Here is a 21745-nt window from a genome sequence, read left to right on the forward strand (position 1 = left end):
GGTCCTTCGCCTCAGGCGCCCTTCGCGCCTGCTGGCTAGGGTCAGTCGTCATGGAGACCACGGGAAATGTTGGCCGCCCGACGGCGGAGCGAATGCGCGACGCCCTGGAGCGGCTCGATACCGAGCGGGATGTATGGGTGTCGACGGCTCACCCTGATCACGGGCCGCACCAGGTGCCGCTGTGGTTCCTGTGGGATGGGCAAGCGGTGTGGATGTGCACCAGCGCCACTTCCCCGACGGCGCGGAACGTCCGCAAAGAGCCGCGCGTGCGTCTGGCACTTCCGGACACCTTCGACGTGGTGCTCCTCCAGGGTGAGGCGGAGTGCTTCCCGGACCAGGAGGTGCCGGGAAGCGCAGCGGAGGCGTTCGCCGACAAGTTCGGGTGGGATCCACGCGTGGACGAGGGTTCCTTTCTGTATGTCCGCGTGGTCCCGAGGACTGTGCGCGCTTGGCGCGGCGAGCCGGAGCTACGCGGGAGGGTCGTCATGCGCGACGGAATGTGGCTGGAATAACGGCCGTTCCTCGACGGCGGCCTCTCTCGGATCACGATCTCCAACTGGAAGCTGGAGCACTAAGAGAGAGCTCCACGGAAACTGCCCATGCACCGGCGCCTCGGGTTTCTCCCTGTGGTGCATGCGGATGGAGCATTTTCGGCGGCGAAAAATACTCCATCCGTCAGCAGTTCTACGCTGGTCAGCCCTGCACCTTACGAAGTGCGTATCTGCCTGGCCGCCGGCCGCCACCCTCAGGTGACTCCGTGCCCCTCACTCGCCGCCAGAACGAAGGGGTGGCCGGCGGGATCGGCGTAGCGCCGGATGTCGTAGGGGCCACCGTTCTCCTTGGTCTCCAGGGGGCGGGCACCCAAGCCCATCACTTCGCGCTCGGCCTCATCCATATCGTCCTGAGAAACGAGAAAGTGCAGGTGCGCCTGTTGCGAGGTGTCAGGGCGGGGCCAACTCGGCGGCGCCGCCCCATGGTCCCGGCGGATGGCGATACGGACTCCGGTCGGCTCGACCACTTCAATGTAGTCCGGATTGCTGCCTACCCGCGTTTCGCCGCCGAGGACGTGGGCGTAGAAGTCTGCCAGCTCCTGCGGCTCCGCGCAGTCCAGCACCAGGACACTCGTCTTGGCAACGGCCATATGCTTCCCTCTCGTTCGGCGGGCTCGTGCATACCGTTGCAAGTCGGTTACCCCGAACCGTGCCACAAACTCCGGGCCGGCAGGTGCGCCGCCAGCATCCCGTAGCCGAGCAAGTGCGTTGTCGACAGATCGAGATGGGCAAACGCTCACCTACTCTTGCAACGATGACCACGCGAGGGGCCACGGTCCGCCGCAGGGAGGGGACCGGAGAAGATGAGTCTTCGTCAGTACGAGTACGCCCTGGCCGTTGCCGAGGAGGGCTCGGTGACGGCGGCGGCGGAGCTGCTGCGCGTCGCTCAACCGTCGGTGTCCCAGCAGATCCGCGGACTGGAGCGGGAACTCGGCGTGCAGCTGTTCGCCCGCACGCCGACCGGACTGGTGCCCACCATGGTCGGCCGCGCGTTCCTGCGGGAGGCGGAGGTCGCCGTGAACGCGTCGCGGCGGGCGAGGGCGACGGCGCGGGCCGGTGCCGACGAGCTGGTGGGCGAGCTGGTGGTCTCCGTGCAGATGGGTTTCGGCACGCGACAGCTGCCGGGTGCGCTGGGCGCGCTGCGTCGCCGCTTCCCGCGGCTGGAGGTCACCGTCTTCGAGGAGCCGAGCTCCGCCGAGCTGGAGCGGCTGTGCCGCGGGGGCGTGCTGGACCTCGCCCTGATGGCGGCGTGCGAGCGGAGTCCCGCCGATGCCCATCACCTTGGCGACGAGGAGTTCGTCGCGGTCCTTGCCACCGGGCACCCGCGGCTCGCCGCGGACCGGGTCGAGCTGCGCGACCTGCGAGGGGAGCCGTGGGTACGGTTCGACCGCGACAGTGCCCTGGACGGCGTGCTGCTGAACGTGCTGCGGGACAACGAGCTGCCCCCGACCACCGCCGCCCGCGTGTCCCAGACGGCGACGGCCGTGCGCTGGGCCGCGCACGGCCTCGGGGTCACGCTCGTCCCCGCCTCCGCGGTGCCCCACGATCACGAGCACCTCGCGCGCCCGGTGTTCCCGGCCGTGTCCCAGCCCGTCATCGCCGTGGTCCGGCAGGGCGCGGGCCCGGCGGAGACGGCCCTGCTCGAACTCCTGCGCAAGGAGACCTGGTCCGGGCCCGCTTCCGTCTCACAGGTGTCCTGACCGCCGGGAAAGAAGCGGGCACCGCTGAATTCCTTGTGCCGAAACCGGCGTTCCGGAATTCCGTCCTCATCAGCCCCTGGGGAATTCGCCGCCGTCCACAACGAGATTGCTCGCGGTCAACCAGCTCGCCCGGTCGGACGCGAGGAACAGCACCGCGTGGGCGATGTCGTCGGGCCGGCCGTCGCGTCCCAGCGGCACGGTGGCGTCGGCGCTGGTCCGACCCGGCGCCACGTCCAGGCGCGCCCACTGCTCCCGCGTCGCCTCGCCGCCAGGGGTGGCGACCCGGCCGGGCGTCACGGTGTTGACCCGGACTCCGAACGGCGCCAGTTCCAGGGCCAGTCCTTTGCTGTAGTTCTCCAGCGCCGCCTTCGCCGCCGTGTAGTGCAGGAACGGTCCTACGGGGGTGAGGACCGCGGCCGACGAGATATGCATGATCACCCCCGAACGCCGTTCCCGCATCCCCGGCGCCAACAGCGCGTCCAGCCGCACCGACGCCAGGTAGTTCAGGTCCAGCGCCTCCTGCCACTCCTCGTCGGGAATGGCCGAAGCGTCCTTGTACGGCTGCGCCCCACCCGCGTTGTGGACCAGGACATCCACCCCGCCCAGCACCTCCTGGGCGGCCGCGGCGAGCGCCTCCGCTCCAGCCCGCGTCCGCACGTCGGCCTCCACGAAGGCGGCCCCCTCCGGCACCGTGTTCGTCGCCGACCTGGCGGTCGTGAGCACCTCTGCTCCCGCGTCCAGGAGTTGGCGCACGACGGCCGCTCCGATTCCGCGAGAGCCACCCGTGACCAGGGCCCGCTTTCCCGCGAGTTCTTGCGTTCCCGATCCGTTTCCGATCGTGGTCATGCCACCGGTCCTCTCGATTTTCGTGTTCGTCCGCTCGACGGAAGGAATCAAAACGTGCGCGGAGCACGAATCTTCGAAGAATTCGGGGTGCGCACCTCATCGAGCTGTTTGACGGTACGTCCGGCAAAGAACGAGAGGCAAAGACGAAAAGGCAGCAGAGGCCATAAGGGATTCCTATGGCACCCCGGCCCCTCCACCAGGAGCCGGGTCACCGCCAGGTACCGGCGCGGGAAGCGGATCAAGGCGCCCCGCGGCCACGAGGTCCACGTCGGCCCGCACGCTCCACACCCGCTCGATCACGGCCGGCGGTGCGCGCCTCAACCGGAGGCCCGGCCGCCACGGCCACGCTCCACGACAACACCACGAGGCAGTCGCCGAACGGCGCGGCCCGGTTCAGGTCGTGCAGCGTGACGGCGCGTCTGCGATGCGCGCGCGCTGCCGCTCGCCGCCGGACAGCGTCCTCCGGCGCGGTGCTGACCTTCGTGGACAAGGCCTCCCGGGTGCCGGCAGCACGGCTCGTACGCCGTTCACGCAGCACGGGTACCGGCCGGAGCCGTCCATCCGGCAGAAGCCGTGAACAAGCCCCCGCTGACATTCGCACCCGCGCCAACCGAGTCCGCGCGACCCTCAAGGCCTGGAGCTCTTGGCCAAACTGCGCGGAGCCCTCCACGAACACCTCACGCGGCCAACTCAATGGGCCGACGGGTCGATCGCACAGCGGGGGGCCCGACCCGCCGCCCGTCGTGCCCACGAAACGCGCTCTCTCCCCACAGCGGGACCAGGCAGGAGGCTCTGGGCGCTGAGGGGAGAGAAATCACGTCTCCCATGGGCCGCGTCGGGCCGGAATTCGACGCTACCGCGGCGGGGCAGAAGCAGTGAGACGGTTCACGGCTATCTCTCCGGTGCGGGGATGCGGCCGGTGGGCTCGGCCTCGGCTGTGGGCAGGTAATTGCCGATGAGGTACTTGTAGATGCCGGCCCCGAGAAGGCCGCCGACCAGCGGTCCGACGATGGGCACCCAGAAGTAGAAATTGCCCCATTGGTCTCGCCAGGCACCGCCATATCCAGTGATGAAGCTGGCGAGCCTGGGGCCGAAGTCGCGGGCCGGGTTGATCGCGTAACCGGCGTCGGTACCGAAGGCCATGCCGATGGCGACCACGACCAGGCCGATGACGAAGGGAGCAAGATTCGCGCCGGGCGGCGTGTTCAGCAGATCGGTGATCGCGAAGATGAGGAGCAGCAGCAGGGCGGTGCCGATCACTTGATCGCGGAATGCGCCCCATTCGTGGATTCCGGCCGTGGTCGAACCGTTCCCCGGCAGCGTGGAAAAGACGAACTGGGTCTTGATGGTGTGCGTCGGATCGGCCCTGGCCAATACTTCGGTGTAGTTCCAGCGCACCAGCAGCGCGGCGACAAAGGCGCCGGCTGTCTGGGCGAGGGCATAGGGCACGACCTTGGGCCAGGGAAAGTCCTTGAAGGTCGCCAGGGACAGCGTCACGGCCGGGTTGAGGTGGGCACCGCTGAGACGGGCGGCGACATAGACGCCGAGGGTCACGCCCAGGCCCCAGGCCCAAGCGATGCTGTCGTGGTCGCCCAGCCCGCCCTTCGGATCGGTGAGGGCACCTCCGGCCACCACCTGAGCCACCACGCCGCACCCGAAGAGAATGAGCACCATCGTGCCCAAGAATTCCGCGGAGAGTTCGCGAATCAGCTGTGGCTTGCGAACCTGTTCGCTCATGACTGTCGGCGTCTCCTTGGTGATTCAGGCTCGGTGTGCTGGCGTCCGGGCTTCACACGTGATCATTATCGGGCCCTGGGCGTCCACGCCACTCGGAATCGGTCCGACAAGGCCTAATCACCCCTGACCGGGTGACGCGGTTGCTCCGTGTGAGTTGCCGTGAGGGAATCGGCAAGCGCGGGGGAATCCGCCACCAGGGGCATGGGTTAGCGTGCGGAATTACGGCGGAAGAGGTCACCGAGATCGCAGGGCACCGACCCTGCACATACCGACGGCCGCTATCCCAGGTGAGCCCTCCGGGGCAGCTCGACAACAGGTAGGAGAGACGGTCCCCCGTGTTCGGATGGTGGTCCGCCCGCTCTCCGCGACATCCGTCGCGTAGTACCGGCGGAGGCGCGGCACATGACTCCGTCTCCGCACCTTTTTCGTGAGAGGGAACCTTCCCATGTCTCTGCTACTGACATTGCTGGGCGGGCTGAGTGGCGCGGCACTGCGCTACGGGATGGAGAAACGTCTTCGGTCGCGTAGCCGGAACCCCACGCACTGGGGTCCCTTCGCCCTCAATTTCGCGGGGTGCTTCCTTTTCGGCACGCTGGCCGGATGGGCGTACCTGCACGGGATGACCAGCGGCATGATTCTGCTGGGCGGGGTGGTCACCGCGTTCAGTGTCTGCGGCCACGAGACCCGCCGCTTGGTGGTGGGTGGCCGGCATGGGGTCGCGCTGCTCAATTCCCTGGCCGGCTGGTTCATCGGGCTGACCGCCGCGGCCATGGGCGTGTTCCTGTGCCTCAGCTGACGCTGCGCGGATGTGTCCCCAGGGCGGCTGCGGACTCGGTGGCGTCATGCCTTCACTGAGCATCGTGGCTTCAGCATCCTGTGGCTGACGCCCTCGATCTCGTTGCGCAGCTCGGTGAAGCGCAGGATGTGGTCATCCGCAGTCTCGAACGGGGCGCGCTCACGGCCGCAGGGAGGAACGTCGGCGCACGCCGGCGAGGGTTCCTGTCGCGAGGGCGAGCACAAGCAGCGTGAACCCCATGAAGATCACGGGGGTTCACCCAGTCCGCCACCAGCTCGGTTCCCACCCCGTCCGCCGTGACGCACTGCGCACTGACCGGAAGCGCCTCCCGCGTCACGAGGTGATCGCCCTGTACGCCGCGCGCGGCACACATGTGGTCCGGGTCCAGGACGTAGAACCCCGACATCACGCCCCACGCGTACGCGCCGAACGCCGCCGCCCCGGCCGTGACCGCGACAAGCGCGCTCGTCGTGACCCTCGGCAGGTGCCACCCGCTGCCCGGTACCCGCTTGTAGGCCCGTCGGGCGAGCGCCACGGCGGCCACCGGGAAGACACAGGGCGCCAGGATCGGCGCATAGGTCAGGGCCAGGAACAGAAGGGTTGCCATGCCGGCCCGGACATCGCAGGGGGACGTTCGGTTCCGTCAGTCGGGCCGTCCCTCTACTCACCGCCTCGCGTTGAGCAAGGGTCGGATCCTCTGCAGGTCAGCCTTCGTCAGTACCTACGCAGACTGCACCTGCGCAGACTTCTGCCCCTGCGCAGACTTCCCGCGCCGCATACCGGCCCTGCCTCGGACGACGCGGACAGCGCACCATCCATCGGTCCGGTGCTACCCGCGTACGCGCAGTCGGATCCGTCCGCCCTGGGCCGGGACGAGCGTCACCGACACGAGCCGAGCCGGCTCCAGCGGCCCGGCCGGCTCGGGGACGGCCACCGCAAGGATCTCCCTCAGGACGGTCTCGGTCTCCAGCTGGGCCAGCGACGCCCCGATACATCGCCGCAGGCCGCCGCCGAACGGCGTCAGGGCGTAGGGCACCGGGTCCGTGCCCAGGTGGCGTTCGGGTCGGAAGGCGTCCGGCTCCGGCCACAGTTCGGGGTCGAGGTGGGTGAGCGAGAACAGCGCCGCGACGAACGCGTGTTGCGGCACAGGATGGCCGCCGAGCTCCGTGTCGTGCGCCGCGGTGCGGATGGCGTAGTGGACGGCAGGGCGCAGTCGGCCGGACTCTTTGGCGGTCGCCTTGAGCAGCCGGTCCGAGCCCGCATCGAGGTCGGCGATCAGGTCGTCGCGGGCCGCGGGGTGGTGCGCGAGCAGGTGCAGTGTCCAGGCGATCGTGGTCGCCGTGGTCTCGTAACCGGCCAGGACGAGGCCCATCAGCTCGTCCAGGAGCTGCGCGTCGTCCAGTCCGGACCCGTGCTCGTCGCGTGCGTCGAGCAGCATGGACAGTACGTCGTCGCGGTGGGTGTGGTCGGGTACGGTCCGGCGCGCGGTGATCTCCTCGCGGGTCAGGTCCCTAACGGTCGCGCGGAGTCGGTGGAAGCGGCGGCCCGGGGAGAGCGGTCCGAGATCGCGCTGCAGGGGCTTGGGCAGGAACAGGGTGGCGAGGTTGCCCGTGGCGACGAACGGGCTCAGGGCGTGCCGGAACACCGCGGTCCGGGCCGGGTCCGTCAGGCCGAAGACGACGCCCAAGATGACGTCGAGCGTCAGGCGCTGTGCCCAGGGCCGCAGGGCCACGCCGTCGCCCGACAGCAGGTCGGGCAGGCCGGTGTGCACGAGCTCCCGTACCCGGCCGGCCCAACGATTGATCCGCGCCCCGTGGAAAGGGGGCAGCAGGAGCTTGCGATGCCTCAGATGCAGGGGCGGTGGCGTGCAGATCAGCGAACCGGACCCGACTGCGGGTGCCAGTAGGGCGGCGGCGTCACCACCGGTGAAACGTTCGTGATCGGTCAGCACCGCCCGGTTGGGCGTGGCGTCGGCCGCGCAGACGAGGGCACCGCGGTAGGGAAACGTGCGGACCGAGAAGACCGGCCCGAACCGCCGGTGCAAGCAGCGTGCGTAGCTCTGCGGGTCCCGGAGCATACGTGCCGTCTGCACGGCCCGCGGCTCACGCGTGGCCGGTGGGAAGCGCCGCGGGTCCCACGACGGTTCGCGGGTGAACGCATCGCTCATGGCGGGTGGTACTCCTCGCGACGGGGGCGCGGAACGGGCAACGGGGGGCCAGGAGGCCGGCTTGGTCGACTCATGTGGCCGGTTCAGCTGACCGGAACCTGCTGCCACGGGCCCCCGGGGTCGTCGTAGGCGGCGTCGTAGCCGTCGGTGGCGATGGGCGCCTGGAGGATCGCGTCCGGAATCGCGAACGCCTCGACCAGGGTGAGTGCGTGGGGTGCCAGCGCGGCACCGACCCGGTCGATGGCAGCGGACAGATCCCGGACCGCTTCGGCGGTCAGGTGTCCGTCCGCCAGCAGCAGAGCCGCGTGGGGCGCGAGGCGTTGGAGTGCGAACAACTGGAAGAGTTGCTCGAGAACGCTCCGCGTGGCCTTGTCGCCGACGCGCTGGGCGGCGGCGAGGAATGCCTGGGCGGCGCGCCGGGTGGCGTACGCGTCGACCAGGTCCAGGGCCGGGTTCACCGCGTGGTTCCAGCGGTCCATCGGGCTGGTGCCGGTGCGGCTCAGGCGGCTGCGCGCGTACTGGAGGCAGTGCAGCTCGTGCCGGACGAGCAGGTCGAGCAGGAGCGGGCAGTCGGTCAGCGGGCCGCTGCGTGCGGTGGGCGGTGGGGGCGGTCGGTAGCCGCGCCCGATCAGCATGTCGGCGCCGGCCTTCGTCCAGATGACCAGGTTGTCCCCTTCGGCGGTGATGGTGCTCTCGATCGGCGTGAGCAGGTCGACGATGCGGTTGGCGGACAACAGCCCCTGGGCACCGCAGCGTTCCCGGCACTCGACCACGATGTCCCTGGCCTGCCAGGTGATCCAGCCCTTCGCCGCGGCGACGAGAACCTCCGCCTCGGCCGACTCGATAGCGTCCGGACCGGCACAGTGGCGGGTGGCCTCGCGCAGCAGGAACGTCGCCGCATAGCCCCGGGCGGTGGCTCCGAGCAGCCTGGTCTGGTGGCAGCGGTAGGCGAAGACCGGTACGCCGGACCTGCTTGCCGGGGCGAAGGTGTGCCGCCGATGGGCATACCGCACGGCGATGGTGAGGCACCCGCGGGCGCCGGCCAGCGCCGCCGCGCTCAGGCACAGCTTGCCTGTGGTGACGCGCTGGATGGATGCCAGGAACCGGCGGCGCCGGCTGCCGAATGCGCTGTGAAAGGCGCCTTCGGTGGTCAGGTCGGCGTGGTTGCCGGCCAGCAGCGCCGTACGGGGCAGTCCCACCTGGTCGAACGAGGTGATGGCGTGATCGACGGCCGACCCGGGTGTCTCCGAGAGGGGACGCACCCGGATTCCGGGGAGCGGCCCCCGCTCGTCGCGCAGCGGAACGAGGAACAGGAAGATGCCGCAGTCCTGGTCACGGACGATCAGTCGGGCCGCGACCAGACCACTCTTGGGGCCGCCGGCAGCGCCGGTGTTGGGCATGAACTTCTGGGCGCCGGGCGACGGGGTGTGCAGGACGAAGGTGTCGGTTTCCGTCCGGTAGGTCGCCGTGGTCTCCAATTCGGCGGCGTTGTTTCCGTAGCCGAGTTCGGTGATCAGGGCGGTGCCGTACTGCCGCAGCCGGGTGAACGGTGCGAGGTCCACCGTGCGTCCGGGATCAAGGCGGAGGAGGCTGCCGAGGAACAGGTTGTAGTGAATGGTCGCCAGTGTGGTCAGCGAGCCGTCGACCACCCCCAACCACTCGTGCAGTGAGACGAGTTGTTCGGTCGATGAGACCATGTCCTCGACGGACTCGATGGTGTCGTTGACGACCCGTAAGCGTTCATAGGCGAGTTCGGAACGCTCTGCCGGTGTCAGCCCGTCGCGATACCGGAAGATGTCGCGCCGGAAGAGTTCCGTCCAGGGTTGATGGAGTGCGTCGAAGCGCCCGTCGAAGAGCACGTCGGTCAGCAGCGGTCCCTGCACTCGGTCCGCCGGGGCGGCGGTATTGCCGGCCGTGGCGCAAGCACCCGTCCCCGCCGCCGCGATCACGTCCAAAGTGGGCTTACCTCACAGGGCGCCGAAGAGTAGGTGGCTTGCGTTGTCGGCCGGGTCTTCGTTGCGGTAGTACTGCGCGGATGCGGTCATGAATTGCTCCTTCGACAGCTGTCCGCTCTGCTCGGTCAGTCCATCGAACGTCGCCCCGGCCTCGGCCGCCGGTACTCCGATGGCGGCGAGGACCGTGACGAACTCCTGCTTGCCGACCAGGCCGTCGTCATCACGGTCCGCGAGCTGGAAGCCGGCCTGGTAGAGCGGTCCGACCAGAGTGTCGAAATTGACGCTCACCCGTCCCAGGGCCTCGCGGAACTCCTCCTGGTCGATCCGGCCGTCGCCGTCGGCGTCGGCGGTCTCGCGCAGCGCCCGCCAGTAGTTCATCATCGCGTCGGCGTACTTCTGGCCCTTCGCCGTGCGTTCCTCATTGGCGGCGGTCAACACTCGATTGGCCATCAACTCGAAGTCGTCCTCGGCGATAACACCGTCGCCGTTGATGTCCAACAAGGAGAAGAGTTTTTCGTACTTCTGATTCAGCAGTGCGCCCATGTGGTCCTCCAGTGCTGCCGGTTCACCCGAATCGGTTGCGAGACTACCGGCGATCGATCGAGTGAATCGACCCGTCACGGTGACCCCATTCGCATGAAAAGCCACTCATCAACTTGACGTCGTTTTCGATTCTTTGCTCGCGCGGCGCCGGATTGAAATCGATGATTCGGGATCCGGTTGGCTGCGGCACGGTGAGGGCCGGGCGGAGGTGGCCGTTGCGATCAAGCGGCCCACGGGCGCCGATGTCGTTGTTAAGGTCGCTGGATGGGCGGCTGGGACGCGCGCGGTGTGCGCGCTCGCATAGGGGACATGGCGGCGCGGGATCCCGGGCGGGAGCGATTCGGGGCGGACACCCATCGCTACGAGTTGGCCCCGTCGCTGCCGGAGACTGCGATCGAGGCGTTCGAGGAAGCCCACGGAATCGATCTGCCCTCGCCATACCGGACCTTCCTCGCGGAGGTGGGCAATGGTCCGGCCAGTCCCGGTCACGGGTTGATGCCTCTTGACTCCCCCCGCCCGCAGGCCGACGAGGAGTGGGCTGTGGACGACGAGTGGCAGGCAGACCGGCAGCCGGGCCACCTCGCCGCGCCGTTCCCTCTCGCCGATCCCCTTCCCGGCCGGATCGGCGCACGGACCGGCGAGTTGACGCAGGGCACCCTCGTCCTGGCGGAGGAAGGCTGTGGCATCTTCCTGCGGCTGGTCCTGAACGGCCCCCGAGCGGGCGAGGTCTGGCGGCTGGACCCGGACTGGGGCGGTTTCGTCGTCGCGAGCCCCGATTTCCGGAGCTGGTACACCGCGTGGCTGCCACGCCCGTGAACCTGCCACGCCTCGTCCGCCGACGCGCTTCCTACTCCTCGCCGTCCCGTACCGACTTTTCGAGGAGTGTGTACGCCTTGGACGCACCGCCCGGCTGCGGCTTGCCCTCCTTGTGTCCGACGACCTGGTAGCCGGCCTTGAGGTAGTACGCATTCAGGCGGGTGTTGCCGGCCAGGCAGTCCAGACGTACCAACGGTCGGCCCGCCTCGGCCACGCGGCGCTCCGCGGCTCGCAGAAGCCGGTGCCCTGTCCCTGGCGGAACGCGGCTGTGGTCCACCATCAGGCGGTGCACGTAGCCGGCCGTCGGTGGCTGCGGCCCCCAGGCGCCTTCGTCCTCCCACCAAAGCTCCCAGCCTCCGACCGCACGGCCGTCGGCCTCCGCGAGCCATACTTCCCCGCTCAGCATGGTCCGGCGGAAGTGATCCGCGCCCAGCTCACCGGGCCGCCACTGACCGGTGACGCCCCGATCGAGCATCCAGCGGGCGGCGTCGTCGCGCAGCCGCACGACAGCGGCGAGGTCGGAGTCGTCGGCGAGACGGAAGCGTAGACCGTTCATCTCGCGATCCTCGCACGGGCGTTCACCACGACGACCCTTGTCATCGAGCGCCCGCAGGCCAGAGGAGAGGCACTCCTCCACGGACAGGCCTGGTGCGTCCTGCGGCGGCGGTGCCCCGCACGCACGACGGTGCCCGTCAGCCTTCGGCGGCGGAGCGCAGGGCGTTGTCACGGAGCATCGCGATCAGCGGCAGGACGTCCTCTTGGTCCACGTCCGCGCTGACACTCATGACGTAGCTGATGACGCTGCGGGCGAGCGTTTCACACTGCTGCTCGTTGGCGGACGGGGCGATCTCCGACATGGTCTCCGCGAGAAGCTTGGAGACCCGTACGGTCGGGTCGGTGTTCAACCGCTCGGTGGCGGCCTCCAGTTCGTCCTCGCCCATGCCGTCGTGGATGCCGACGGCCTGCAGCATGAGGCCCTGGATGATGTGGTTGCCCAGGTCGGTGACCAGGACTGGCATCGTCGTCTCGTCCGGGCCGCGATCCAGCAGCGCGGCCTTCGCCTCGGCGTTCTCGGTCCAGACCGCCTCCAGGTAGGCCGAGGCGGCGAGGATGTCATCGGTGGTCAGCGCGCTCATCAGTGATCTCCTTCAAGGGCGGCGAGCCTTTCGCATTGACGCCGCCCGTGTTGCTCCCGCAGGGCCGGCCGACGGTCGCCGATCGACGCCTCCTCCACGGCGGCATCCGTGTCGGAGAGGTGATGGTCCACCACCTCCAGCGCCGCCTGCCACACCTCCTCGAACGCGTCACTCCCGAACTCGGCAAGCAGCTGCTCCCGGAACTCGTCACCCGTCCCCGCCGGTGCCGGCGCCGCCTCCCGCACCGACGCCGCGTGAATCCGCAACGCGTCACTCACCCGGGCCAGCGGCACCGCGAGGACTCCCGGGCCGTCCAGTCCGGCTTCGCGTGCACAGTCTCGGATCACCGCGCCGAGCAAGACGGCCAGCCGCAGGCGGAGCGGCTCCCCGACCACCCTGGGCTCGGCCTCCCCGTGCCACAGCACCAGCTGATCCGCTACGGAAACGGCGTGATCCCAGGTCGTCGACGGCTGCCGCAGCTCCGGCCCTGTCTTCATCATGCGCCCACCCTCTCGCACCACCGAGCCGCCACACCATCTGCCATCCCCGTCAGACCCGGAAGTCACCCGCGGCTGAAGGGGCGGCCACCCCGGGTAGCGAGGCGGGGCGTGTCAGCGTGCGAATCCGGGTACGCCGGGCGGCGGACCAGATATCGATAGGGGTCACTCACGCCGCCGTCCGAGCCTCCGCTGTGCGCCATCTGCGGCAACATGCCTCTCGCCCGCGTGCGCCAGCAGCCAGGTCACCCACATCACGCTGAACCATCGGCCTGATCAGGAGACAGGGACGCTGCGCAGCATGGAGGGGATCGACCGATGGACAGAGCCGGGCTCACGGACCGTAGGGCGTTGCCGGCCGGCGGGCTTGCGGGCGCCACGGTGGCACTTGCGGGGTGCGGATCGACGAAGGCCGCCGCGTCGAAGGCCAGTGCTTCGCCGACAGCGCGGCACATGACGCCCGCAGCGGCCTTCGCGAGGCTGGTGGAAGGCAACAAGCGCTGGGTGAGCGGAGACCTTCACCACCCCGACCGGGACCCGACCAGGCGTCAGCTGGTGGCCCAGGAGCAGGTGCCTTTCGGGGCGATCCTCTCGTGTATCGACTCCCGGGTGCCGCCTGAACTCCTCTTCGACACCGGCCTGGGCGACCTCTATGTGATGCGCACGGGTGGGGAGGCAGTCGGCCCGGTGGTCGCAGGTTCTGTCGAGTACGGGCCCGTGACGAGCGGCACCCCGCTCATCGTGGTCCTCGGGCATCAGCGCTGCGGAGCCGTCAAGGCGGCGTACGAGTCCCTCCGCGAGGGCAAACCGCTGCCCGGGAACCTCCAGGCGATCGTCAGGGCGCTGCAGCCGGCCTACGAGCAAGCGGTCCGGGACGGCGGCTCCGACCCGGTCGACACCATGGCCCGCGCGCAGGTCAGGTTGACCGCGGCCAACCTGCGCGCCAATGAGGCCCTCGCCCCGCTCGTGGCGAAGAACGCCCTTGCGGTGGTCGGGGCCTACTACTCGCTCGATACCGGCAAGGTGGAGGTTCTCTTCGGCGCGCCCTCCTGAGCCCTCGGCCCCGGGTGACTCCGGGGCCTCGCGGACACCGGGGCAGGCGACCTCAGCCGGGCTCGTCGTCGTGGTCCAGGCGCTGGGTGTGCCAGGCGACGGCCGCCTCGATCTGAGGCAGGCTCAGCCCGGTCAGCTCCACCAAATACTCGGCCTCGATGCCGTCAGGATGGGAATCGAGGACCCGGTCGATCTGCCCGGCCCACAACTCCGCCTTCTCGAACGGACGCCGACGGTACTCCTGCTGGAGATCTGCCAGGTGGCCGGGCGTGCAGGCCGTCAGCGGACGCCGGCCGTCACGCTCCGGATGGCGGGGGTGCACCGCCGAGGAATCCGCCACCACGGCATGCACCTGCGCCTCCTCGGCAACGGTCGCACCGCACAGATCACACAGCGCCACAAGCTTGTCGTCGTCAGGCCATTCGTCGCTCATGGGTGGTCTACTGCCCTGCTTCCTCACCACGCCACACCGCCCGCCGCTCAAGCAGCCATCGGCTTGCTGGTGACCCACCCGTTCGATGCGCCCGCAATGGGGAGCTGGGCGCCCGCCGGGATCCGCGCACGTCAGCGCGGGCCGAGGCTTGACCCCCGTACGACGAGTTCGGGCTGGAGCACCACCCTGCGGTGCTCGTGGGGCTCGTCGCCCGGCTCGGTCTCTTCAAGGAGGAGTTCGGCGGCCATCGCGCCCAAGGTGACGGCGGGCTGGCGTACGGAGGTCAGGGGCACGGCGGCGGCCGCCGCGAACTCGATGTCGTCGTAGCCGACGAGGGCGATGTCCTCGGGGACGCGTACCCCGGCCGCGTACATCGCCTGGAGGACGCCGAGGGCGAGCAGGTCGTTGGCGCAGAACGCGGCGGTGGGGCGCTCGGCGAGGCCGAGGAGACGGGCGCCCGCGTCGCGGCCCGCGGCGACGTCGAGACGTTCGGTGGGCAGCTCGTGCAGCGCCTGGGGCGGCAGTCCTGCCTCGGCCAGGGCCTGGAGGGCGCCCGTGCGGCGGTCCTTGACCTGGTTGAGTCCGGGCGGGCCGCTCAGGTACGCGATGCTGCGGTGACCGGCGTCGACGAGATGGCGCACCGCGAGGGCGCCGCCGGCGACGTCGTCGACAGAGACGGAGCACTCCGATGTGCCCTCGGCCACCCGGTCGACGAGGACGAACGGAATGCCGTGCCGCCGCAAGCTCTGGATGTTGCGGCCGCTGGCGTCGGCCGGGGTGAGGAGCACGCCGCGCACGCGCTGCTCGGCGAAGAGGGAGAGGTACTCGGCTTCCTCTGAAGGGCTCTGGGCGCTGTTGCAGACCATCACGCCGAGCCCGGCGTCGCGGGCGGCGCGCTCGGCGCCCCGCGCGACGTCCACGAAGAACGGGTTGCCCATGTCCAGGACGAGCAGGCCCATGATGCGGCTGCGTCCGGCGCGCAGCTGGCGTGCCGATTCGCTGCGTATGTAGCCGAGGCGGTCGATGGCGGACAGCACGCGGGCCCGCGTGTCGGACGCGACGGAGTCCGGCCGGTTGATGACGTTCGAGACCGTGCCGACGGACACCCCTGCGGCGCGGGCTACGTCCTTGATACCCACCGACTGGGCCATCGGGCGGGACCTCCATGAGGGCGAGGAGTGACGGGAACGGTTCAGATTACCCGCGAAAGCGCTGGTGACGCGTGGGGCCGGGCGCTGACGGACGGTCCCCGGGCCCGCGCGGTTCCCGCGAGGTCCGCGGGCCGTGTGCGACGTCCACGACAGCGAAGCCCCGAGCTCCCTAGCTCCCGCAATGGCCATGGCCGTCAGGCGCCCCACGAGGCGGGTCGTCGTCATGGCCGCCACTTCACGTCCCGGCATGGTGCGAAAAGAGCACCCACGCCATCTCCGCTCCGAGCCGAACGCCCCCGTACCACCAGGCATCCACCTGGCATCCACCTGGAATTTCTGCGCCTCGGAGCGCAGCCCTCTGCTGCACCGGGCGGCTCCCCCGCTTCTCCCCATGGGCGCCGTCGCACGGACACCACCCAGGAAGGGGGAACGCGAACGCGCGCTGCGGAGCAAACCGGCCATGAAAGGATTCAAGTTGACGCCACGGAAACTAGTGCCGCACCGATAGTCGCGTCAATGGCGCGGACTTGGCGGTTTTTGAAGTGTTCGCGGACTTGCAACGAAGCCTTGACAGGTCACATTCGTCACCCTAACTTCCACTTCTGAATCGATTCATCGTCGAGTCGTATGGAGCCGACTGTGATCAGCAGACGACGAATACTCAGCACGACCGCCACGGCCGCCCTGGGGACGGCCCTCGCCTCCGCCACCTCGGGCACCGCACACGCCGCACCGGCATCCGGAACCGGCGCCGGAGGAGCGGCAGCCGCGAGAGCTGTCCGCGTGACCGGACCGACCGTGGAGTACACGAGCCACCCGCTGGGGCTCGACGTGCCGCGCCCCAGGCTGAGTTGGCCTCTGACATCCGACGAGCCGGGTCAGGCGCAGAGCGCCTATCAGATACGCGTCGCCAGCTCCGCGGGCCGCCTGGCGAAGCCCGACGTATGGGACAGCGGCAAGGTCGCGTCCGCGGATTCCGTTCTGGTGCCGTACGCGGGGCCGGCGCTCAAGTCCCGTACCCGCTACTACTGGTCGGTGCGCGTCTGGGACGCCCGGAGCAAGGCCGGCGCGTGGAGTGAGCCCTCCTGGTGGGAGACCGGTCTGACGGCCGCGTCCGACTGGTCCGCCAAGTGGATCGCCGCGCCCGCCGCCCTGGTCGGCGCACCGGCGCTGGACGACGCCTCCTGGATCTGGTTCCCGGAGGGCGACCCGGCCGCCGAGGCTCCGGTGGGGACCCGCTACTTCCGCGGCCGCGTCGACATCCCCGAAGGGGTGACCCGGGCACGCCTGGTCGTGACGGCCGACGACGGCTGCACCACCTACGTGAACGGCACCCAGGTCGCGCATGCCGATGCCGACGGCCCGGCGGAGAACTGGCGCCGCCCCATCCTGGTCGACGTCACCGCCCAGCTGCGCCCCGGTGCCTCGGTGATCGCCGTATCCGCCACGAATGCCACGGTCAGCCCGGCCGGCCTCCTCGGGGTCCTGGAGCTGACGACCGCGGACGGCGTGCATTCCTTCGCCACCGGCACCACCTGGAAGGCCGCCGACAAGGAGCCCGGCGGGGACTGGCGTTCCGCCGGTTTCGACGACAGTTCCTGGAAGCAGGCGAAAGATGTCGCGAAGTGGGGCACGGGACCGTGGGGCAAGGTGACAACGTTTTCCTGCCCCGGCGCGCAGCTGCGTCAGGAATTCCGTCTGCGGCGCACGGCGGTCGCACGGGCGCGGCTCTACTCCACCGCCCTGGGCCTGTACGAGGCCCAGCTCAACGGCGAGCGGGTCGGTGAGGACCGGCTCGCGCCCGGCTGGACGGACTACCGCAAGCGGGTGCAGTACCAGACGTACGACGTCACGGAACTGGTCAGGTCCGGGGCCAACGCGCTCGGCGTGACCCTCGCCCCGGGCTGGTACGCGGGGAATGTCGGCATGTTCGGACCCCATCAGTACGGCGAACGACCGGCTTTCCTCGCCCAGTTGGAGGTCACCTACACCGACGGCTCGACCGAGCGCGTCGTGTCCGGCACCGATTGGCGGGCCGCGCACGGCCCCGTCACGAGCGCCGACATCATGTGGGGCGAGGACTATGACGCCCGGCTGGAGACCGACGGCTGGACGCGCCCGGGATTCGACGACGGCGCCTGGGCGAAGGCCGAAGGGGTCGACAAGGTGGCCGCCGCTCTCGTGGCCGAGGCCGGCGGCCCCACTCGCGTGGAACGTGAGCTGACCGCCCGGAAGATGACCGAGCCGAAACCCGGGGTCTTCGTCTACGACCTCGGCCAGAACATGGTCGGCGCGGTCCGTCTCACCGTCACGGGCAAGGCGGGGACGGCCGTGCGGCTGCGCCACGCGGAGGTCCTCAACCCGGACGGCACGATCTACACGACCAACCTCCGCACCGCCCGCGCCACCGACACCTACACCCTCAAGGGCGGCGGCAAGGAGACGTACGAGCCTCGGTTCACCTTCCACGGCTTCCGCTATGTCGAGGTGACGGGCTACCCCGGGAAGCCGCCGCTGAACGCCGTCGTGGGGCGGGTCATCCACACCGACGCCCCCTTCACGATGGACTTCTCGACGAACGTGCCGATGATCGACCAGCTGCACCGCAACATCACCTGGGGTCAGCGCGGCAACTTCGTCTCCATCCCCACCGACACGCCCGCACGCGACGAGCGGCTGGGCTGGACCGGCGACATCAATGTCTTCGCGCCGACTGCCACATACAACATGGAGTCGGGGCGCTTCCTCACCAAGTGGCTCGACGACCTGCGTGACGGTCAGGCCGAGGACGGCGCGTTCACCGATGTGGCGCCGTTCGTCGGCACCGTCGGCAAGGGCGTGGCGGGCTGGGGCGACGCCGGCGTCACCGTGCCCTGGGCGCTCTACCAGGCGTACGGCGACACCCGGGTCCTGGAGCAGTCCTGGCCCTCAATGGTGAAGTGGCTCGACTACCTGGAGAAGCACAGCAGCGGCTTCCTGCGGCCGGCCGACGGCTACGGCGACTGGCTCAACATCCAGGACGAGACCCCCAAGGACGTCATCGCCACGGCGTACTTCGCCCATGCCGCCGACCTGGTCGCGCGGGCCGCCGAGGCGCTCGGCAAGAACCCGGCCCCGTACACCTCGCTCTTCCACAGCGTGCGTGACGCCTTCCGCGCGGCGTACACCTCCAGCGGCGGCAAGGTGAAGGGCGACACGCAGACCGCGTATGTGCTGGCCCTGTCCATGGACCTGCTCACGGACGCGGACCGGGGCCCCGCGGCGGACCGCCTCGTCGCCCTCATCAAGGCCAAGGACTGGCATCTGTCGACCGGCTTCCTCGGCACCCCGCGCCTGCTGCCCGTGCTCACCCTGACCGGCCACAACGACGTCGCGTACCGGCTGCTCGTCCAGCGGTCGTTCCCCAGCTGGGGCTACCAGATCGACAAGGGCGCGACGACGATGTGGGAACGCTGGGACTCCATCAAGCCCGACGGCAGCTTCCAGGACGCCGGGATGAACTCCTTCAACCACTACGCGTACGGCTCCGTGGGCGCGTGGATGTACGCGAACATCGCGGGCATCGCGCCGGCCGCACCGGGCTTCCGCAAGATCCTCGTCCGGCCGCGCCCCGGCGGCGGGGTCACCGAGGCACAAGGGCGCTACGACTCCGTCCACGGCCCGATCGCCACCCGCTGGAAGGCGGACGAGGACGGGTTCCGCCTCACGCTCACGGTGCCCGCCAACACCACCGCCGAGGTCTGGATCCCCGCGGCCAAGGCCGACCAGGTCGACCACGGAACGTCGGAGTTCCTCCGGATGGAGGACGGATGCGCCGTCTTCGCCGCGGGCTCCGGCACCCACCGGTTCTCCAACTGACCGTCTGAACACCCCGGTTGACGCCCCGGACCCCATCGATTCACCCGCGCGCCCGGACGGTGCGCACAGAGGAAGGCACGCGAACGTGACGGATGAAGCGAAGGCAGCACCGGGGCCCAACAGGCGCACGGTGCTTCACGTGGGCGTCAGTGGTGGGGTGTTGGCCGCGGCCGCCGGATTGCCGCTCGCGGCGGGCGGGCCGGCGGCAGCGGCCGGGGCGCGGTGATCTGCCGGCTGCCGGGGCCTGGCACCGCTACGTGCAAGGACCCTCGGGACGAACGGTGCGGCCGGTGCGTATCGTCCGGTCGGCCGGCGACGTGCAGCGGCCCGACGCCCTCCTGAAGCCCGGCGGCAAGGTCACCGTGCTGCGCCGGGACCAGCCCCCCGCCGCGCCCCGCTGGCCGGAGGGGTCCACCGCCGAGGCGTCCTCCACGCACCCGGGCAACACCGGGAACGACGGCTCGCCGCGCACGTACGAGGCGAAGCATGCCGTCGACGGCGACCTCGGCACGCTCTGGAACGACGACACCGAACACGACTTCCCCGACACGCTGACCCTCACCACTCCCGACGAGCGGGAACTGTCGGGCGTAACCGTGGTGTCCAGCACGGACGGGGTGCCCACCGCGTTCACCGTGGCCGTCCGGGCCGGGGCGGCGTGGCGGACGGTCGCCACCGTCACGGGCAATCACGCGGTGCAGCGAGCCGTCCGCTTCGACGCGCCGGTCTCCACGAACCGGGTCCGCATCTCGGTGACCGCCGTCCAGGACCTCGGCCGAGGGGTGTTCACCCGCATCAACGAGGTCTGGCCGGAGGCCGTGGACCCGGTGGCGGCCCCCAGCGTGACGCTCGACTTCGGCAAGGTGGTCGTCGGCTACCCGAAGGTGGACTTCGCCTGGGCGTCCGACAACCGCCCCGGGGTGCGTCTCGCCTTCTCCGAAACCCTGCAACACCTCACCGAACGCTCCGACTTCACCCGCGCCGACCAGGCGGGCGGCGCCGGGCAGGGCACCGACCAGTACGCCGTCCCGGCGGGCGGCGCCTCGTGGACGGACCAGAAGGGCTACGGCTCGGGCGGCGACAAGGTCTACGCCGACGGGCTGCACGGCTTTCGCTACCTCAAGATCACTCTGGACGCCCTGCCGTCCGACGCGCCGGCCGCACAGCCGTGCGGCACCGTCGCCATCGACGCCGTGGCGCTCGACTTCACGGCGTACGTCGGCCCCCCGGACTCCTACCGGGGCTGGTTCCTCTGCTCCGACGAGGAGTTGAACCGCTACTGGTACGGCGCGTCCTACACGAACGAACTGGTCGTCGACACCTTCCGCAAGGACGACGTGGACCCCCGCGACGCGTTCAGCGCCTCGCTGGACGGCAAGCTGGTGCTGCACGACGGGCCCAAGCGGGACCGCGACCCCTACGTCGGCGACGTCGCGGTGTCGGGGCGCACTCTGTACCTCACCCATGACGAGGTGGCCGAGGCGGCACGCAACGTCCTGGCCGATCTCGCCGAACACCAGCAAGACAACGGATGGATCCCGCCGGCCTCCATCAACAACTGCACCCTTCCGCTGTTCGACTACCCCCTGTGGTGGGTGACGTGCAGCTGGGACTACCTGCTGTACACGGGGGACCGCGACTACGCCGCGCGCTACCACCCGCAGCTCGTCAAGGTGCTCGACACCTGGTACCCGAGCGTGACGGACGAGGCGGGACTGCTCAGCAAGGGCCTCAACGGCACTGCCGACTACGGCGATTACGCGTTCCTCGGCCGCACGGGCCGGGTCACCTATGACAACGCCACCTACGTGCAGGCCCTGGGCGACGCGGCGGCATCGCGGACCACCTGGGGCATGGCGCGGACGCCCGGCGTTGGCAGGACCGGGCCAAGAGGGTCGCCCAGGCCGTCAACACCCACCTGTGGGACGAATCCGCGGGCGCCTTCCTCGACTCGGCGACCGGCGCGGTCCGGCACGCCCAGGACGGCAACGCCCTCGCCATCACCTCGGGCATCGCCGACGCGGAACGCGCGGCGTCGGCACTGGCCCATCTCGACAGGACCACCAAACGCCGGTACGGCAACGCCTTCATGGACAACGACACGCTCTTCGGAGGCGCCTCCCAGCGCGTGTACGCCTTCACCTCCTACCCGGAGCTCGTGGCGCGCTTCGAGACCGGTCTGGCCGACTCGGCGATCGATCAGATCAAACGCACCTACGGGTGGATGGCCAGCCATGACCCCGGCATCACCCAGTGGGAAGGCATCGGCCCGAACGACTCGTTGCACGAGGACGGCTACACGAGCATGGCGCACGGCTGGTCCACCGGCGTCCTGCCCGCGCTCACCCACCAATTGCTCGGCGCGAAGCCGACATCGCCCGGGTACGCCACCTGGGCCGTGCGTCCGCATCCCGGTTCGGTGAAGTGGGCGCAAGGTGAACTCCCCACGCCGCACGGCAGGTTGGGCGTCGAGTGGGCCCGTGAGGACGGGAGGTTCACGCTGACC

The 21745-nt window shown here is 69.9% G+C and carries 18 protein-coding genes and 1 pseudogene; 8 read left to right on the forward strand and 11 right to left on the reverse strand.

From position 1 onward, the window contains the following. Window positions 1-50: 50 nt before the first annotated feature. Window positions 51-512, forward strand: coding sequence for a pyridoxamine 5'-phosphate oxidase family protein (locus tag ACIRQ7_RS06445; protein ID WP_404260363.1), 462 nt, complete (start codon window positions 51-53; stop codon window positions 510-512). A gap of 233 nt (window positions 513-745) precedes the next feature. On the opposite strand, the gene ACIRQ7_RS06450 is transcribed toward ACIRQ7_RS06445, so the two are convergent. After that, entirely contained in the window at window positions 746-1141 is a 396-nt protein-coding gene (locus tag ACIRQ7_RS06450; protein ID WP_404260365.1) for a VOC family protein, read from the reverse strand. Window positions 1142-1354: 213 nt separating this feature from the next. Here ACIRQ7_RS06450 and ACIRQ7_RS06455 point away from each other — a divergent pair, with 213 nt between their 5' ends. Continuing rightward, a complete protein-coding gene (locus tag ACIRQ7_RS06455) occupies window positions 1355-2251 on the forward strand; it encodes a LysR family transcriptional regulator (RefSeq protein ID WP_404260367.1) in 897 nt (298 codons plus the stop codon). A gap of 69 nt (window positions 2252-2320) precedes the next feature. On the opposite strand, the gene ACIRQ7_RS06460 is transcribed toward ACIRQ7_RS06455, so the two are convergent. Then, the gene (locus ACIRQ7_RS06460; protein WP_404260368.1) at window positions 2321-3097 is read right to left on the reverse strand and encodes an SDR family oxidoreductase; all 777 of its coding nucleotides are present in this window, start codon (window positions 3095-3097) and stop codon (window positions 2321-2323) included. Window positions 3098-3988: 891 nt separating this feature from the next. Then, window positions 3989-4834: an MIP/aquaporin family protein gene (locus ACIRQ7_RS06465; RefSeq protein ID WP_401478746.1), complete on the reverse strand. Its 846-nt coding sequence runs from the start codon at window positions 4832-4834 to the stop codon at window positions 3989-3991. Window positions 4835-5279: 445 nt separating this feature from the next. Here ACIRQ7_RS06465 and ACIRQ7_RS06470 point away from each other — a divergent pair, with 445 nt between their 5' ends. Further along, window positions 5280-5630 carry a CrcB family protein gene (locus tag ACIRQ7_RS06470; protein WP_404260370.1) on the forward strand — a complete coding sequence of 117 codons (351 nt, stop codon included), beginning with the start codon at window positions 5280-5282 and terminating at the stop codon, window positions 5628-5630. An 829-nt stretch (window positions 5631-6459) separates the two neighbouring features. Here the strand turns inward: ACIRQ7_RS06470 and ACIRQ7_RS06475 are convergent. The 3 genes from ACIRQ7_RS06475 to ACIRQ7_RS06485 form a co-directional block, all read right to left on the reverse strand. Then, window positions 6460-7797, reverse strand: coding sequence for a cytochrome P450 (locus ACIRQ7_RS06475; protein WP_404260372.1), 1338 nt, complete (start codon window positions 7795-7797; stop codon window positions 6460-6462). Between the two features lie 83 nt (window positions 7798-7880). Then, window positions 7881-9746, reverse strand: a complete 1866-nt coding sequence (locus tag ACIRQ7_RS06480) for an acyl-CoA dehydrogenase (RefSeq protein WP_404261321.1) — start codon at window positions 9744-9746, stop codon at window positions 7881-7883. A gap of 18 nt (window positions 9747-9764) precedes the next feature. Beyond that, complete coding sequence (locus tag ACIRQ7_RS06485; RefSeq protein ID WP_404260374.1) at window positions 9765-10295, reverse strand: EF-hand domain-containing protein; 531 nt, start codon at window positions 10293-10295, stop codon at window positions 9765-9767. Between the two features lie 309 nt (window positions 10296-10604). Here ACIRQ7_RS06485 and ACIRQ7_RS06490 point away from each other — a divergent pair, with 309 nt between their 5' ends. Beyond that, window positions 10605-11111, forward strand: coding sequence for an SMI1/KNR4 family protein (locus ACIRQ7_RS06490; protein WP_404260375.1), 507 nt, complete (start codon window positions 10605-10607; stop codon window positions 11109-11111). Window positions 11112-11142: 31 nt separating this feature from the next. Here ACIRQ7_RS06490 and ACIRQ7_RS06495 read toward each other — a convergent pair whose 3' ends face one another. The 3 genes from ACIRQ7_RS06495 to ACIRQ7_RS06505 all read right to left on the reverse strand — a co-directional run bounded on the left by ACIRQ7_RS06495 (window position 11143) and on the right by ACIRQ7_RS06505 (window position 12747). Next, on the reverse strand, window positions 11143-11667 hold the full coding sequence (locus ACIRQ7_RS06495) for a GNAT family N-acetyltransferase (protein WP_404260377.1): 525 nt from the start codon (window positions 11665-11667) through the stop codon (window positions 11143-11145). A gap of 136 nt (window positions 11668-11803) precedes the next feature. Further along, window positions 11804-12247, reverse strand: coding sequence for a hypothetical protein (locus ACIRQ7_RS06500; RefSeq protein WP_401478767.1), 444 nt, complete (start codon window positions 12245-12247; stop codon window positions 11804-11806). Next, entirely contained in the window at window positions 12247-12747 is a 501-nt protein-coding gene (locus tag ACIRQ7_RS06505) for a hypothetical protein (RefSeq protein ID WP_404260379.1), read from the reverse strand. Before ACIRQ7_RS06505 ends, ACIRQ7_RS06500 begins: the two co-directional genes overlap by 1 nt. A gap of 450 nt (window positions 12748-13197) precedes the next feature. Here ACIRQ7_RS06505 and ACIRQ7_RS06510 point away from each other — a divergent pair, with 450 nt between their 5' ends. After that, window positions 13198-13797, forward strand: a complete 600-nt coding sequence (locus ACIRQ7_RS06510) for a carbonic anhydrase (RefSeq protein WP_404260381.1) — start codon at window positions 13198-13200, stop codon at window positions 13795-13797. Between the two features lie 52 nt (window positions 13798-13849). Here ACIRQ7_RS06510 and ACIRQ7_RS06515 read toward each other — a convergent pair whose 3' ends face one another. Then, the gene (locus tag ACIRQ7_RS06515) at window positions 13850-14230 is read right to left on the reverse strand and encodes a hypothetical protein (protein WP_404260383.1); all 381 of its coding nucleotides are present in this window, start codon (window positions 14228-14230) and stop codon (window positions 13850-13852) included. A 131-nt stretch (window positions 14231-14361) separates the two neighbouring features. Then, window positions 14362-15381, reverse strand: a complete 1020-nt coding sequence (locus ACIRQ7_RS06520) for a LacI family DNA-binding transcriptional regulator (protein ID WP_401478782.1) — start codon at window positions 15379-15381, stop codon at window positions 14362-14364. Between the two features lie 639 nt (window positions 15382-16020). Here ACIRQ7_RS06520 and ACIRQ7_RS06525 point away from each other — a divergent pair. The 3 genes and pseudogenes from ACIRQ7_RS06525 to ACIRQ7_RS06535 form a co-directional block, all read left to right on the forward strand. Continuing rightward, window positions 16021-19239 carry an alpha-L-rhamnosidase gene (locus ACIRQ7_RS06525; RefSeq protein WP_404260385.1) on the forward strand — a complete coding sequence of 1073 codons (3219 nt, stop codon included), beginning with the start codon at window positions 16021-16023 and terminating at the stop codon, window positions 19237-19239. A gap of 290 nt (window positions 19240-19529) precedes the next feature. Continuing rightward, the gene (locus ACIRQ7_RS06530; protein ID WP_404260387.1) at window positions 19530-21662 is read left to right on the forward strand and encodes a discoidin domain-containing protein; all 2133 of its coding nucleotides are present in this window, start codon (window positions 19530-19532) and stop codon (window positions 21660-21662) included. Continuing rightward, window positions 21659-21739, forward strand: a pseudogene (locus ACIRQ7_RS06535) (alpha-L-rhamnosidase C-terminal domain-containing protein); the annotation flags it as partial. The gene ACIRQ7_RS06530 and the pseudogene ACIRQ7_RS06535, both read left to right, overlap by 4 nt. Window positions 21740-21745 lie beyond the last annotated feature (6 nt).

It is taken from the genome of Streptomyces sp. NPDC101393, assembly GCF_044767385.1.
In the GTDB taxonomy this organism is placed as follows: domain Bacteria; phylum Actinomycetota; class Actinomycetes; order Streptomycetales; family Streptomycetaceae; genus Streptomyces.